At 74.9% G+C, this 13869-nt stretch carries 14 protein-coding genes; 9 read left to right on the plus strand and 5 right to left on the minus strand.

Annotated features, from left to right (window positions below; all coding sequences use genetic code 11):
• Positions 1-3: 3 nt before the first annotated feature.
• The 4 genes from ACFXPX_RS33680 to ACFXPX_RS33695 are packed head-to-tail and all read right to left on the minus strand — an operon-like array spanning position 4 to position 3724.
• Positions 4-927 carry an alpha/beta hydrolase gene (locus ACFXPX_RS33680; RefSeq protein WP_380593474.1) on the minus strand — a complete coding sequence of 308 codons (924 nt, stop codon included), beginning with the start codon at positions 925-927 and terminating at the stop codon, positions 4-6.
• The gene (locus tag ACFXPX_RS33685) at positions 924-1346 is read right to left on the minus strand and encodes a lipocalin-like domain-containing protein (RefSeq protein ID WP_380644341.1); all 423 of its coding nucleotides are present in this window, start codon (positions 1344-1346) and stop codon (positions 924-926) included. Before ACFXPX_RS33685 ends, ACFXPX_RS33680 begins: the two co-directional genes overlap by 4 nt.
• Positions 1343-2515 carry a DUF6081 family protein gene (locus tag ACFXPX_RS33690; protein ID WP_380644342.1) on the minus strand — a complete coding sequence of 391 codons (1173 nt, stop codon included), beginning with the start codon at positions 2513-2515 and terminating at the stop codon, positions 1343-1345. The genes ACFXPX_RS33685 and ACFXPX_RS33690 overlap by 4 nt, the downstream gene beginning before the upstream one ends.
• A gap of 60 nt (positions 2516-2575) precedes the next feature.
• Positions 2576-3724 (minus strand): acyl-CoA dehydrogenase family protein, encoded by a 1149-nt coding sequence (locus tag ACFXPX_RS33695; RefSeq protein ID WP_380644343.1) that lies wholly within the window; start codon positions 3722-3724, stop codon positions 2576-2578.
• 248 nt (positions 3725-3972) lie between these two features.
• Here ACFXPX_RS33695 and ACFXPX_RS33700 point away from each other — a divergent pair, with 248 nt between their 5' ends.
• The 6 genes from ACFXPX_RS33700 (at position 3973) to ACFXPX_RS33725 (ending at position 10161) form a co-directional block, all read left to right on the plus strand.
• Complete coding sequence (locus tag ACFXPX_RS33700) at positions 3973-4449, plus strand: flavin reductase family protein (protein ID WP_375895191.1); 477 nt, start codon at positions 3973-3975, stop codon at positions 4447-4449.
• 17 nt (positions 4450-4466) lie between these two features.
• Complete coding sequence (locus tag ACFXPX_RS33705) at positions 4467-6410, plus strand: flavin-containing monooxygenase (RefSeq protein WP_380528792.1); 1944 nt, start codon at positions 4467-4469, stop codon at positions 6408-6410.
• A gap of 113 nt (positions 6411-6523) precedes the next feature.
• Positions 6524-7663, plus strand: coding sequence for a hydrolase (locus ACFXPX_RS33710; RefSeq protein WP_380644344.1), 1140 nt, complete (start codon positions 6524-6526; stop codon positions 7661-7663).
• Between the two features lie 77 nt (positions 7664-7740).
• Positions 7741-8760: a methyltransferase gene (locus tag ACFXPX_RS33715; RefSeq protein ID WP_375895200.1), complete on the plus strand. Its 1020-nt coding sequence runs from the start codon at positions 7741-7743 to the stop codon at positions 8758-8760.
• A 31-nt stretch (positions 8761-8791) separates the two neighbouring features.
• Entirely contained in the window at positions 8792-9217 is a 426-nt protein-coding gene (locus ACFXPX_RS33720) for a nuclear transport factor 2 family protein (RefSeq protein ID WP_375895202.1), read from the plus strand.
• 11 nt (positions 9218-9228) lie between these two features.
• A complete protein-coding gene (locus ACFXPX_RS33725; RefSeq protein ID WP_380528813.1) occupies positions 9229-10161 on the plus strand; it encodes an NADP-dependent oxidoreductase in 933 nt (310 codons plus the stop codon).
• A gap of 69 nt (positions 10162-10230) precedes the next feature.
• On the opposite strand, the gene ACFXPX_RS33730 is transcribed toward ACFXPX_RS33725, so the two are convergent.
• On the minus strand, positions 10231-11535 hold the full coding sequence (locus ACFXPX_RS33730) for a LuxR C-terminal-related transcriptional regulator (RefSeq protein WP_375895207.1): 1305 nt from the start codon (positions 11533-11535) through the stop codon (positions 10231-10233).
• Positions 11536-11744: 209 nt separating this feature from the next.
• On the opposite strand from ACFXPX_RS33730, the gene ACFXPX_RS33735 reads away from it, so the two are divergent.
• The 3 genes from ACFXPX_RS33735 to ACFXPX_RS33745 are packed head-to-tail and all read left to right on the plus strand — an operon-like array spanning position 11745 to position 13810.
• Entirely contained in the window at positions 11745-12530 is a 786-nt protein-coding gene (locus ACFXPX_RS33735) for an SDR family NAD(P)-dependent oxidoreductase (protein WP_380644345.1), read from the plus strand.
• Positions 12531-12558: 28 nt separating this feature from the next.
• Positions 12559-13329 (plus strand): SDR family oxidoreductase, encoded by a 771-nt coding sequence (locus ACFXPX_RS33740; RefSeq protein WP_375895210.1) that lies wholly within the window; start codon positions 12559-12561, stop codon positions 13327-13329.
• A gap of 46 nt (positions 13330-13375) precedes the next feature.
• Positions 13376-13810 (plus strand): nuclear transport factor 2 family protein, encoded by a 435-nt coding sequence (locus ACFXPX_RS33745; RefSeq protein ID WP_375895213.1) that lies wholly within the window; start codon positions 13376-13378, stop codon positions 13808-13810.
• Positions 13811-13869 lie beyond the last annotated feature (59 nt).

Raw genomic sequence — 13869 nt, forward strand, 5'->3', positions numbered from 1 at the left:
CGGTCAGTCGAGGAGCCCCCGCCGGAGGACGGCGAGCTGCTCGTCGACCATGCGCCGGGAGACGGCCGAGTCGATGCCGATCGAGGCGTGGAACGTTCCGGGGTAGTGGACGAGTTGGGTCGTCACCCCGGCCCGGATCAGCCGGAGCGCGAAGTCGAGGCCCTCGTCCCGCAGCGGGTCGTACTCGCACACGCCGACGAAGGCGGGCGGCAGGCCGGCCAGTTCCTCGGCGCGGGCCGGTGCGGCGTAGCCGGAGGCGGGGGCGCCGCCCAGGTAGTGCCGCCAGCTGAGCTCCAGGTTGGGCCGGTCCAGCATCGGGGTGTCGGTGAAGGCCCGGGCGGACACCGTCTCCAGCCGGTCGTCGAGCTGGGGGAACAGCAGGTAGAGGAAGCGCAGGGCCGGGCCCCCGCGGTCGCGGGCGAGCAGGGCGGCGGCGGTGGCCAGCGCGCCGCCCGCGCTGTACCCGGCGGTGCCGATCCGGTCGGGGTCGACACCGAGCGCGGGCGCCTCGGCGGCCAGCCACTCCAGCGCCGCGTAGCAGTCGTCCAGGGCGGCCGGGTACGGGTGTTCGGGGGAGAGCCGGTAGTCGGGGGAGACCACCAGGGCGCCGACCCGGTCGGCGATCCGGGTGGCGGCGATCTCGGGGGTGTCGAGGTCCCCGGTGACGAAGCCGCCCCAGTGCGGGAAGAGCAGGGCGGGCAGCGGGCCGGGCCGGTCGAGCGGCCGGTAGGTCCGGACGGTCAGCTCGGGGCCGCCGGGCACCGGGACGCGGCGGTCGGCCACCTCGACGGGGCGCTCGGGCCGGTAGGCGGTCTGGGCGGCCATGATCGCGCGCATGGTGGTCCGCGCAGCCCCGGGGCGGCGGTAGTCGGGCGGCCGCAGGCGCGGGACGAGCGGGGCGAGTTCGGGGTCGAAGGCGTAGCTCACGCGGTGCCCCCGGTCGTACGGGACCAGGTGAGCACCCGGCGCTCGGACGGGCCGCCGGCCGCTCCGGCCGAGCCGGCGAGGGTGAGCACGTCACCGGTGAGGGTGAGGTCGCGCAGCTGCCGGCTGCCCACCATGTACGGGTGGGAGCTGACCGCGACGTCGTGGACCACCCGGGTGCCGGGGGCACCGTCGTCCTCGACGATGTGCCAGCTGCCCGCGTACCCCATGAAACGGCCGGGGCCGGCCGGCGGGCCGTCGGTGCGCATCATGCTCACCGACACCCGGCCGTCGGCCGAGTAGATCAGCAGGCCGCGCGGTGCGGGGCCGAGCGGGCCCTCGCGGAACCCGCCGTCGTCCTCGGTGAGGTAGGAGTCCAGCTGCCACCCGCCGACCAGCAGCTCGGCGGTGGTCGGGCTCACGCGGCACCGCCCGCGGAGCGGCGGCCGGAGACGGTGAAGCCGCCGACCCGCAGGGCGGTGCCCTGGCCCCACAGCCGGCTGCCCGGCAGGGCGGCGTCGTCCACGAAGCGCTGCGGGGCGGGGGTGTCGACGGCCGGGTCGAGGTAGTGGTCCGCCTCGGGGGTCAGCCGGACCAGGCCCGAGCCCGGGCGGCCCGCCCGCGCGGCGTCCAGGATGTTGAACATCCCCAGGCCGAAGGCGAGTTGGCGCGGCGCCACGAGCTGTTCGGTGCCGCCGTGGTCCAGCAGCATGTGCCGGCGGCCGGCCGGCAGCCGGTAGCCGATCCGGTCCACCCGGAACACCTCCCGGCCGTCCAGGTACCAGGTCGCCAGGCCGCGGGAGCGGTCGTAGGAGATCCGCAGCAGGTGGCTCTCGGACGGGCAGCGGCGGGCGACCGGCACCGCGTAGAGGAAGGCGGCGTAGTCGCCGAGCTGCGGGCGGTTGTGCGGCAGCCGCTCGTACCCGGCGTAGATCCCGCGGTCGGTGAGGAAGAAGTCGAAGGCGACGCCCGTCTCCAGGTCCTGGACGGGCATCGCCGGCGCGGCCAGCCGGAGGTCGTCGGCCGGGTCGAGGACGGCGGCGCCGAAGGGGTGGCCGGCCATGCCGTAGGAGGAGGCCGACAGGACGGCCTCGCCGGAGAGTTCGGTGTCCGGCTCGGCGTCGAAGCCCAGCACGCCGGAGGCGGCCTGGTGGTTCGGGTAGGCCAGCCACTTGACGTGGTCCATGCTCCCGGGGAAGCCGCTCGGGTCGTTCGGGCCGACGGTCATGGCGAAGGCGGGCTCGCCCGTCCCCGGGTTGGTGGCGCCGGAGACGACCGTCAGGCCCCGGCGGTCGGTGGTGGCGACGCCGTCGCGGCCGATCGTGGGGCCGAACGGCAGGAACGCCCAGCGGGCGCCGGGCCCGTCGGTCGAGAAGCCGTTCGCGAAGTTGTCCCGCCAGAGCACCCGGCGGCGCGCGGCCGACCCGGCGGCGTCGGGCTCCGCCGTGCCGCCGGCCGGATCGGACGCTCCGCCGACCGGGTCGGCCGCGGCGGTGCCGACCAGGCCGGTGGCGGCCAGGGCGGTGCCCGCGAGGGCGGTGGTGGTCAGGACGGTCGTGGAGCGCAGGACCTGCCGCCGGCTGACGGTCATGGGGTGTCCTCCTGTGAGGGGTCGGGCCGGTGAAGGGCCGGCCGGTGAGAGGCCGGGGAGTCAGAGCGCGATGACGTGCCGGGAGAAGGCGACCGACGCGGACTCCACCTGGAGGCCCTGGTGGCCGGCCAGGGAGTTGACGTCCCGCCAGAAGCGCTGCAGTGGGCTGCGCACGGACTGGCCGGTGGTGCCGATGGTGCGGAACAGCCGGTTGACGACGCCCACCATCGACTCGGTCGCCATCGCGCAGTCCCGCCAGTTCCGCATGGTCAGCAGCGGGCTCAGCGCGCCGGCCGCGTCCGCGGTGCGGGCGGCGCGTTCGAGCAGCAGCTCGGCCGCGTCGATCTCGGTGGCGCTGCGGGTCAGCGTGACGTCGTAGGAGGCCCGGTTGAAGGCGGGCATCCCGGCGTGCGCCTGCCGCGGCCCGGCCGCCGCCGCCCTGATCTTGGGCGTCACGGAGCCGGTCCACGCGGCCAGCGCGCCCTTGGCGGCGCCCAGGGCGGGGGTGGCGAACATCATCGTGGTGGCCTGCATCGGCACCGCGTGGCAGGGCGCGTCCGAGTCCGCGGCGCGGCCGGTGAAGAGGTCCTCGCGGCTCATCGACCGGGCGTCCGGGACGAGGACGTCCTCGACCGTCACGCTGTTGCTGCCGGTCGCGGCCATGCCGACGCTCTGCCAGGTGTCCTCGGTCCGCCACGCGTCGCGCGGCACCGCGAGGACCCGGGCCTGCGGCTGCCCGCCGTCCTCGGCCGGCACCATGGCGGCCAGCAGCGCCCAGTCGGCGTAGTCGATCGCGCTGACGAACGGCCAGGTGCCGTCCAGCCGGTAGCCGCCGGGCACCCGGCGGGCCGTGCCGAGCGGCGTCAGGGAGGCGACCAGCAGGGCGTCCGGGCCGTCCGCCCAGACCTCCCGGCAGCCGGCGGCGGGCAGGTGCGCGGCCATCCGCGACACGTGGGCGGAGAGCGACGCGCACCAGGCCGTCGCCGTGCAGCCCTCGCCCACCGCGCTCACCGCGCGGTTCAGGTCGAGGAAGGTGCCCTCGTCGCCGCCGCAGGCCTTGGGCACGAAGTGCCGGGCGAAGCCCGCCGCGACCAGCGCTCCGGCCACCTCGGGGTCGAGCCGGCGGGCGGCCTCGGCCCGGTCGGCGCGCTGCGCCGCCAGTGCGCCCGTCTCGCGGGCGGCCGACACGAGTTCGGACGTCAGGTCCATGGTGGTTGCTCCAGGGTCGGGACCGGCCGCAGCCGGTCGGGCGGGCGGCTCCCGGAACGCTCTCCGCCCGGGTTCGAGGACCGCTTGAGCCCGGCTGGAGCGTCCGGCCGCCGCCCGGACCCCCTCGATCGGGGTTCGAGCGGCAATCGAGGCAGCGCCCGGAGGCTGTACGTCGTGCCCAGCCCGCCGTCGGCCGGACGGCCCGGGCGGCGCGCGTGACGAATCGGGTTCGAACGGGGCGGAGTCGGATGACAGACCAGTTCAAGGACGTGATGGCCCGGTTCCCGACCGGGGTCACGATCGCCACCACCACGGACCGGGACGGGACCCCGCACGGCCTCACCATCAGCTCGTTCTGCTCGGTGTCGCTGGAGCCGCCGCTGGTGCTCGCCTGCGTGGCCAAGTCGGCCACCTGCCACCCGGTGTTCGCGCGGACGGGCCGCTTCGCGATCAGCATCCTGCACCAGGACCAGTCCGACCTGGCGCTGCGCTTCGCCGACCGCACCGCCCGCAAGTTCGGCGGCGGCGGCTTCCTGCGCACCGACCGCGGCAACGTCGTGGTCGCGGACGCCCTCGCCACCCTGGAGTGCACCGTGCACAGCCGGCACGACGGCGGCGACCACACCATCCTGGTCGGCGAGGTGGTCGGCCAGACGCTCGCCGCCGAGGGCGCGCCGGTGGTCTACGTCGACCGCAGGTTCGCCGCGCTGGCCCCGACGTCCTGAGACCGGAGGCAGCTGCCATGGCGGACACCGCCCGACCGATCACCGCCGACGACGCGACCCTGCGCCGGCACCTGGCGGACGCCGACGTACCGGCGCTGCTGATGACCGTCGCGCACCTCACCGGCGACCTCTCCCTGCTGCGCGACGACCTGCGCGCACCCGGCTGGCTGTTCGCCCCCCAGGGCGGACTGAGCCCCGAACGCGCGGCCGAGGCCCGGGAGAGCGCCCTGGCGGCCCTCGCCCGGCTGCGGGACGGCGACGGCGCGGCGGGCGCCGTGCCCGCCCCGCCCGGCCCGCCCGCCCCGCCCGGCCCCGAGCTGCTGCGGGCGATCACCTCCTGGGCGATGGAGCGCGACACCGGGGACCTGGTGCCGCTGCTCGCCGAGGAACTCGTGCTGCCCGGCCACGGGCCCGACCCCAAGGCACCCCGCTGGACGGCGGACGGGCTGCGCCCCGGCACCGACTTCCGGGTGGTCGTGGTCGGCGCCGGGTTCAGCGGCCTGCTCGCCGGCCACCGGCTGGCGCAGGCCGGGATCCCGTACGTGATCTACGAGAAGAACGCGGACCTCGGCGGCACCTGGTTCGAGAACACCTACCCGGGCTGCCGCACCGACGTGGCCAGCCACCTCTACAACTACTCGTTCGCGCCCAGGCACGACTGGCCGGACCACTTCTGCCGCCAGGACACCGTGCTGGAGTACCTGCGGGACTTCGCGAAGACCTCCGGGGTCGCCGAGCACATCCGCTTCGGCACCGAGGTGACCGAACTGCGCTGGGCGGACGAGGAGTCGCGCTGGTACGTCACCGTCGCGGGGCCGGACGGCACCGCCGTCGAGCGCCACCACGCGGTGGTGAGCGCCGTCGGCCAGCTGAACCGGCCGCGGCTGCCCGACCTGCCCGGGCGGGAGTCGTTCGCCGGGCCGGCCTTCCACTCGGCCGCCTGGGACCACTCGGTGGACCTGGCCGGCAAGCGGGTGGCGGTGGTCGGCACCGGGGCCAGCGCCTACCAGCTCGTGCCGGAACTCGCCGGAACCGCCGCCGAGGTGCTGGTGTTCCAGCGCAACGCCCCCTGGATGCGCCCCACCCCGCACTACCGGGAGCCGATGCCCGCCGGGGCGTCCTGGCTCTTCGAGCACCTGCCGTACTACGCCCAGTGGTACCGGTTCTGGCTGTTCGCGCCGGGGCTGCACGGCATCCTGGAGGGCTGGATCGTCGACCACGACCACCCGCCCACCGAACGGGCCGTGTCCGCCCGCAACGAGCAGCTCCGGGCGGCGCTGCTGGCCTCGATGGAGGCCCAGCTGGCCGACGCGCCCGAGCTGCGCGAACTGGTCGTCCCGAACTACCCGGTGGGCGCCAAGCGGGTGCTCCGCGACGACGGGCGCTGGCTGGCCGCGCTGCGGCGGGACGACGTCCGGCTGGTGACGGCGCCGCTGGAGCGGGTCACCGCGGGCGGACTCGTCGCGGGCGGGGAGCGGCTGGACGTCGACGTCATCGTGTACGCCACCGGCTTCGAGGCCTCCGACTTCCTGGCGCCGATGCGGATCACCGGCCGCGGCGGGCTGGACCTGCGGGAGGCCTGGCGGGGCGGAGCGCGGGCCTACCTCGGCATCACCGTGCCGGAGTTCCCCAACCTGTTCTGCCTGTACGGGCCGAACACCAACCTGGTCGGCCAGGGCGGGAGCATCGTCTACTTCTCCGAGTGCGCCGTCGGGTACGTGCTCGACGCGATCCGGCTGCTGCTGGCGAGCGGGCGCGACGCCCTCACCGTCCGGGCCGACGTCCACGACGGGTACAACGCGTGGGTCGACGGCGCGAACGCCGAGCGCTCCTGGGGCTGGACCGGAGTGGCCGGTTGGTACAACGAGGGCGGCCGCTCCGCCGTCAACTGGCCCTTCTCCGCCCAGGAGTACTGGGCGCGCACCCGGGCGGTCGACCCGGCCGACTACGAGCCGCGGTGACCGCCGCACCCGGTCCGACCGCACCCGGTCCGACCGCACCCGGTCCGACCGCACCTGGTCCGACCGCACCGGGCCCCGCCGAACCACCACCCACCGCGAGGGAAGGGAACGCCATGCAGGACACCCCGGAGCGGCGGCTCGCCGCCGCCCGCTCGATCGCCCGGCAGGCCGGCGAGCTGGCCGAGGAGACGGACCGGGCCCGCCGGATCGGCCCCGACGCCGTGAAGGCGATCGCCGAGGCCGGCTTCATGCGGCACTTCACGCCGGTGCGGTTCGGCGGCCGGGCCGGCGGCTTCGGCGAACTCCTGGACACCGTGCCGGTGATCGGCGCGGCCTGCCCGGCGACGGCCTGGTGCGCCTCGCTGTTCGCCGGCTCCCCGCGCTTCCTGTCGTTCTTCCCGGAGGAGGGGCAGGCGCAGGTCTGGGCCGACGGGCCGGACGCGGCGGTGATCGCCTCCGTCATCCCGTTCGGCGAGGCCGTTCCGGAGGGCGACGGCCTGCGGGTGACCGGTCGCTGGCCCTACATGAGCGGCATCGACCACGCGGACTGGGTCATCGTCTGCGCGAAGGTGCCGGCGGCCGACGGCGGACAGCGGCTGCTGCTGGCCGTGGTGCCGCGCTCGCAGTGCCGCGTCGAGGACACCTGGTCGAGCGTCGGCATGCGGGGCACCGGGAGCAACACCGCCGTGCTGGAGGACGTGTTCGTGCCTGCGGCCCGGATCGCCGACCGGGCCGCCGCCTTCGCCGGCCGCCCCGCCGACCCGGCGGCGGTGCCCCCGGTGGCCGGGCTGGCGCCGCTGCCCGCCGTGAACGGCCTCACCTTCGTGGCGCCCGCACTCGGCGCCGCCCGGGGCACCCTCGCCCTGGTGACCGAGGCGCTCGGCGGCCGCAGCCGGGCCGCCGCCGTACCCGGCATCCCCGGCGCGGCCGGCAACCAGGCCAGTTACGACATGCTGCTGGCCCGCTCCGCCGCCGAGATCGACGCGGCCGGGCTGCTGCTCGGCCGGGTCGCCGAACTCGCCGACGCGGACCGGGCCCCGACCCCGGCCGAGACCGCCCGCAACGTCCGGGACAGCGCCTTCGTCGTGGACACCCTCGTCACCGCCGTCAACCGGCTCTACCGCGCGGCCGGCACCAGCGGCCAGGTCGCCGACGGGCCGCTCCAGCGGCTGTGGCGGGACGTCAACGCCATCGCGACCCACCAGGCGCTCCAGTTCGAGCCCGCCGCCCGGCTGTTCGCGCAGACCCGCTGAACCCGCCGGACCGCACACCCCCTGAACCACCGGACCACCCGGACCACCCGGACCACCCGGACCACCGAGGAGCAGCCGTGACCACCACCCCCTCCCCCGAGCGCATCCTGCAGATCGGCCTGGGCTTCGAGTCGTCGAAGACCCTGTTGAGCGCCGTCGAGCTCGGGGTCTTCACCGAACTGGCCAAGGCCCCCGCCGACGGCGACACGCTGGGCGCCCGGCTGGGCCTGCACCCGCGCGGCACCCGGGACTTCCTGGACACCCTGGTGGCGCTGGGCCTCCTCCTGCGCGAGGACGGCGTCTACCGCAACACCCCGGACACCGACGCCTTCCTGGACCGCGCGAAGCCGGAGTACCTGCACCACGGCAGCCTGCTGGAGATGGCCAACGGCCGGCTGTTCGGCATCTGGAACAACCTGACCGACTCGCTGCGCACCGGCAAGCCGCACGACGAGTCGCGCGACAGCGAGCTGGACACCTACGACGCCCTCTACGCGGACCCGGTGCGGCTCAAGCAGTTCCTGGCGTCGATGACCGGCATCAGCCACGTCGCCAACACCCGGATCGCCACCCAGGTGAACTGGTCGGACTACCAGGTGCTCGCCGACATGGGCACCGCCCAGGGCGACCTCGCCGTCCAGGTGCTCAAGGCCAACCCGCACCTCACCGGCACCGGCTTCGACCTGCCGCAGTCCCGCCCGGTCTTCGAGGAGTACGCGGCGGAGCACGGGCTGGGCGACCGGCTGGCCTTCACCGGCGGGGACTTCTTCGCCGACCCCTTCCCGAAGGCCGACGTCATCACCTTCGGCCACATCCTGCACAACTGGGATCTGGAGAAGAAGAAGGTCCTGCTGCGGAAGGCGTGGGAAGCTCTTCCGGAGGGCGGCGCGGTGGTCGTCTACGACTCGCTGATCGACGACGACCGGTCGCAGAACGCGTTCGCCCTGCTGATGAGCCTGACCATGCTGGCGGTCACCGAGGGCGGCTTCGGCTACACCGCCGCCGAGTGCACCGCGTGGATGACCGAGGCCGGGTTCTCCCGGACCCGGACCGAGCACCTGGTCGGTCCGGACTCGATCGTCGTCGGAATCAAGTGACCGGGTCCTGGGGACCGGGGAGGGGAAGCACATGAGCACCGAGGGAGCCGCCGGCCCGACGGCCGACGCCGGTCTGAAGGCCAACAAGGAGCTCGTCACCGGGTTCATCGACGCCTTCTACAACGACAAGGACTGGGACCGGGCGCGGGAGCTGCTCGCCGAGGACTTCGTCAACCACCACCACGGCGTCGGCGTCGGCCGGGACCGCACCGTCGAGACCTTCCGGGAGCAGGCGGGCATCCCGTTCCCGCAGTTCTCGCTGACGATCGTGCGCATCATCGCCGAGGGCGACCAGGTCTGGACGCACAACGTCGTGCGGGTCGCCCCCGGAGCGCCGCCGGTGATCACCGCCGACCTGTGGCGGATCGCGGACGGCCGGCTGGCCGAGCACTGGGACGTCGCGCAGGCCGTGCCCGCCGGGGCGGACCTGGACGAGCTGATCGCGGACGCCCCGTGACGTCAGCGGCCATGCGCGCGGTCACGCAACGCCGCTTCGGCGGGCCCGAGGTGCTGGAGCCGGCGGAGCGGGCGCGGCCGCGGCTGCGGGTGAACGAGGTGCTGGTGCGGGTCAGGGCGGCCGGGGTGAACCCGATCGACGCCCTGGTCCGCTCCGGCGGCGTGCCGTTCCTCGGCGAGCCGCCGTTCGTCCTCGGCTGGGACGTCTCCGGCGTGGTCGAGGCGGTCAGCCCCGGGGTGACGCGGTTCGCGGTCGGCGACGAGGTGTGCGGCATGCCGCTGATACCGCGCGAGGCCGGCTGCTACGCGGAGTACGTCGCCGCCCCGGCACGGCAGTTGGTGCGCAAGCCGGCGGCACTCGACCACCAGCAGGCGGCCGGGCTGTCGCTCGCCGGCCTCACCGCCTGGCAGGCGCTGGTGGACGCGGCCGGGGTGGGCCGCGGGGACCGGGTCCTGGTGCACGGGGGCGGCGGTGGCGTCGGCCACCTGGCCGTCCAGATCGCCAAGGCCCGCGGCGCGGAGGTGATCGCCACGGCGAGCGCGGCCAAGCAGGCGTTCGTGGCCGGGCTCGGCGCCGACCAGGTCGTCGACTACCGGGCGGCGGACTTCACCACCGAGGTGAAGGACGCCGACGTGGTGCTCGACACCGTGGGCGGGGACACCGCCGTGCGCTCGCTGGACGTGCTGCGCCCGGGCGGCCGGCTGGTCACCGTGGTGGAGCTGCACGACGCGGCGCTCCCGGCCGGAGCGGCCGGGCGCGGGCTGGAGTTCAGCGCGGTGACCGCCGAACCCGACCACGTCGGGCTGGGCGCCCTCGCCGCGCTGGCCGAGGAGGGCCGGCTGCGGGTGCACGTCGACCGGGTGTTCCCGCTGGCCGAGGCCGCGCGGGCGCACCGGCTGATCGAGTCCGGCTCGACGACGGGCAAGCTCGTGCTGACCGTCTGAGCGTCTGACGGTCCGAGCGGCCGAACTGAACGCGGGGGGCGGGTCCGGAGCGGACCCGCCCCCTCGGCGTCAGTTCACCAGCGACAGCGCCGGGGGGAAGCCGGCCGCGATGGCGAGGGCGGCGGCCTCCCCGCGCGAGTCGGCGTTGAGCTTCTTGAGGATCCGGGCCACGTGGAACTTGACGGTGTGCTCGCTGATGCCGAGCTGGTTGGCGATCACCCGGTTCCGGTGCCCCTGCACCAGGTGCTGCAGCACCTCCAGTTCGCGCGGGTTGAGCCCGGTCAGCGGGTCCTCGCGGGGCCGGTCGCGGTCGGGCACGGTGAGCGGCAGCCGCATCGTCACGGAGGTGCCCCACTGCGGGACGGAGTCCACCTCCAACTCACCGCCCATGGCGGCGATCCGGTCCTTGAGCCGGTGCACGGCCAGCGCCTCGGGCGCCAGCCGGCCGGGGCCGTCGTCGCGGACGGTCGCGCGCAGCTCGGCCCCGCCGGCCTCCCAGCCGACCCGGACCCGGGTGACGCCGCCCTGCTCCATGGTGGTCAGCACGATGCCGCGCACCGCGGCCCGGAGCGTGCGGGCCACGTTCGACGGGACCAGGCGCTCCGGCGGGGTGGGCGGGGCGTACTCCAGGGTCAGTCCGCTGTAGCGGGAGAGCGCGCCGAGCATGGCGGTGAGCCGGCCGAAGGCGTCCTCCAGGGTCTCCTCGTCGGGCAGCTGCTCGTCGCTGTGCGAGCCGCGCAGCTCGATGAGCGAGGCGACGGCCAGGTCGACGGCGGTGCGCCGGGCGGTGGCGTCGTCCAGGCTGCGGGAGCGGAGCACGCCGAGCAGGCCGGTGAGGGTGGCGGCGTGGGTCTCGGCGAGCTCGCTGGTGATGCGCAGGCGCTCGCTGCCGGCCCGCCAGGCACCGGACAGGTCGACCGGGACGGCTTCGGGCAGCAGGTCGACGACCCGGGCGGTGGCCAGCTCCCAGAGCCGGTCGACCAGGTCCACCACGGCGGGCTCGGGGGCCCGGTCGTCCACCGGGACGACGGCGAGCAGCGCCCCGGCCGATCCGTCGGGGGCGCAGGCCACGGCGAACACCGGGCGCGCCGCGCCGGCCAGCACGGCCCGGCCGGACCACGGCGAGCCGATCTCCACGTGGGTGGAGAGGGTGGCCATCTCGGCGGTGGTCACCTGCTCGGTGAGCGCCGGGTCGCCGGCCGTCCAGGCGGCGGACTTCGGGCAGTCGGCGGTCAGCATGGCCAGGGCCCGGTGCGGGACCAGGTCGGCGATGGTGCGGGAGAAGGTGGGGAGCACGTCCCTGAGCGGCGCGCGCAGCAGGGCCTTGGCCATGTCGAGGATCAGTCGCGGGTCGTCCGTCCGAAGGGGTGCCATGACCGCACGCTAGCCGGGAGACGGACGCCGCGCACTGCTCCTTCGGGGAGGTCCCGCTAGCCGGAGGAGCAGTCCGGTGGCGGTGGCCGGTTCGCGGCGCCCCGCTCCAGGCCCGTCCGACCCAGGTTCGAGCGGCGCGCGCGACCGTCTCCACGTTGCGAGTCGCCGGCCGGCCGGCCGGAGCGAGCGGAGAGAGAGGGAGCCGACACATGGCACGAACCGACCGACCGGTGTCGATCGTCACCGGAGCCACCAGCGGCATGGGGCTGACCATCGCCGAGCGGCTCGGCGCCCTGCACCACCGGGTCTACCTGTGCGGGCGGCGCGAGGACGCGCTCGCGGAGACGGTGAAGACCCTGCGGGACAAGGGCCACGACGTGGACGGCAGTCCCTGCGACGTCACCTCGCCCGAGCAGGTGCAGTCCTTCGTCCGGGCCGCGGTCGACCGCTTCGGCACCGTCGACGTGCTGGTCAACAACGCCGGGCGGTCGGGCGGCGGGGTCACCGCCGAGATCCCGGACGAGCTCTGGTACGACGTCATCAACACCAACCTGAACAGCGTCTTCCTGATGACCAAGGCGGTGCTCACCCTCGGCGGCCTGCGGGGCAAGGACTGGGGGCGCATCGTCAACATCGCCTCCACCGGCGGCAAGCAGGGCGTCGTCCACGGCGCCCCGTACTCGGCCTCCAAGCACGGCGTGGTGGGCTTCACCAAGGCGCTCGGCCTGGAGCTGGCCGCCACCGGCATCACCGTGAACGCGGTCTGCCCCGGGTTCGTCGAGACGCCGATGGCGGAGCGGGTGCGCGAGCACTACGCGGACATCTGGCAGGTGCCGACCGAGGAGGTGTTCGAGCGGATCACCGCGCGGGTACCGATCCGGCGCTACGTCACCTCCGAGGAGGTCGCCGCGATGGTGGAGTACCTGGTCGGCGACGGAGCCGGCGCGACGACCGCCCAGGCGCTCAACGTCTGTGGCGGGCTGGGCAATTACTGATCGGCACCGGACGAACGGGAAACACGGCATGGGCAGCAGTGCGGCGCACCGGGGTGAGGTGGCCCTCGTCACCGGGGCCAACAAGGGGATCGGCAAGGAGATCGCCCGTCGGCTCGCCCGGGAGGGCATGACGGTGTACCTGGGCGCCCGGGACGAGGAGCGCGGCCGGGCGGCGGAGGCCGAACTCCTCGCCCAGGGCCTCGACGCGCGGTTCGTCCGGCTGGACGTGACCGACCAGGCGCAGGTGGAGGCGGCGGCCGAGCGGATCCGGGCCGACGCGGACCGGCTCGACGTGCTCGTCAACAACGCCGGGATCGTGGTGGAGTGGGGGGTCCCGACGACCGGGATCGGTGCCGCGCAGATGCGCGAGGCCTTCGAGGTCAACGTCTTCGGGAACGTCGCCGTCACCCAGGCGTGCCTGCCGCTGCTGGAGCGCTCGCCGAACGGACGGGTCGTCAACCTGTCGAGCCCGCTGGGCTCGCTGACGCTGCTGACCGACCCGGAGAACCCGATCTCCACCCGCGGGCTGCTGCCGTACAGCTCGTCGAAGGCCGCGCTGAACGCCGTCACGGTCGTGTACGCCAACGCGCTGCGCGCGGCCGGGGTGCGGGTGAACGCGGCCAACCCCGGCCTGGTGGCCACCGACCTGAACGCGGACTCGCCGTTCAGCCGGGGCACCCGCGGCCCCGAGGAGGGCGCCGACGTACCGGTGTGGCTGGCGCTGACCGGGCCGGACGGGCCCACCGGGGGGTTCTACGGCAGCATGGCCGGCTCGCCCACCGAGTCGGTGCCCTGGTGAGCCCGGCCGGTCCGGCCGGGACCGTCGAGAGGATGAGGAGGACCGGATGAGTCCGGTACGCGAGGGCGTCAGCGCCGAACTGTACGCCGAGGTGCAGCAGTTCTACGCCCGTCAGATGCAGGCGCTGGACGGCGGCCGGTTCGCCGAGTACGCGGCGACCTTCACCGCGGACGGCACCTTCCAGCACACCCCCGGCACCGAGCCCGCGGTCGGGCCGGCCGGGGTGGAGAAGGAGCTGGAGGCGTTCCACGAGCGTTTCCGCGACGACCCGGTGCAGCGGCGGCACTACTTCAACCAGATCGTGCTGGAGCCGCTGGAGAACGGCGACCTCCGTTCGACGGTGTACGCGCTGATCGTCCGGGTGCGGCCGCAGGAGCGGCCGGAGGTCTGGCCGAGCTGCGTGGTGCACGACGTGGTCGCGGTGACGGAGCGGGGCATCCGGCTGCGGTCGCGGAGCATCTCGTACGACCAGCTGTCCTGACCGCCGGACGGACCGCCGTACGCGCCGCCGTCACGACGACGAACCGCCCGGGCCTGCTG

It is taken from the genome of Kitasatospora sp. NPDC059146 (genome assembly GCF_042786665.1).
Classification (GTDB): Bacteria; Actinomycetota; Actinomycetes; order Streptomycetales; family Streptomycetaceae; genus Kitasatospora.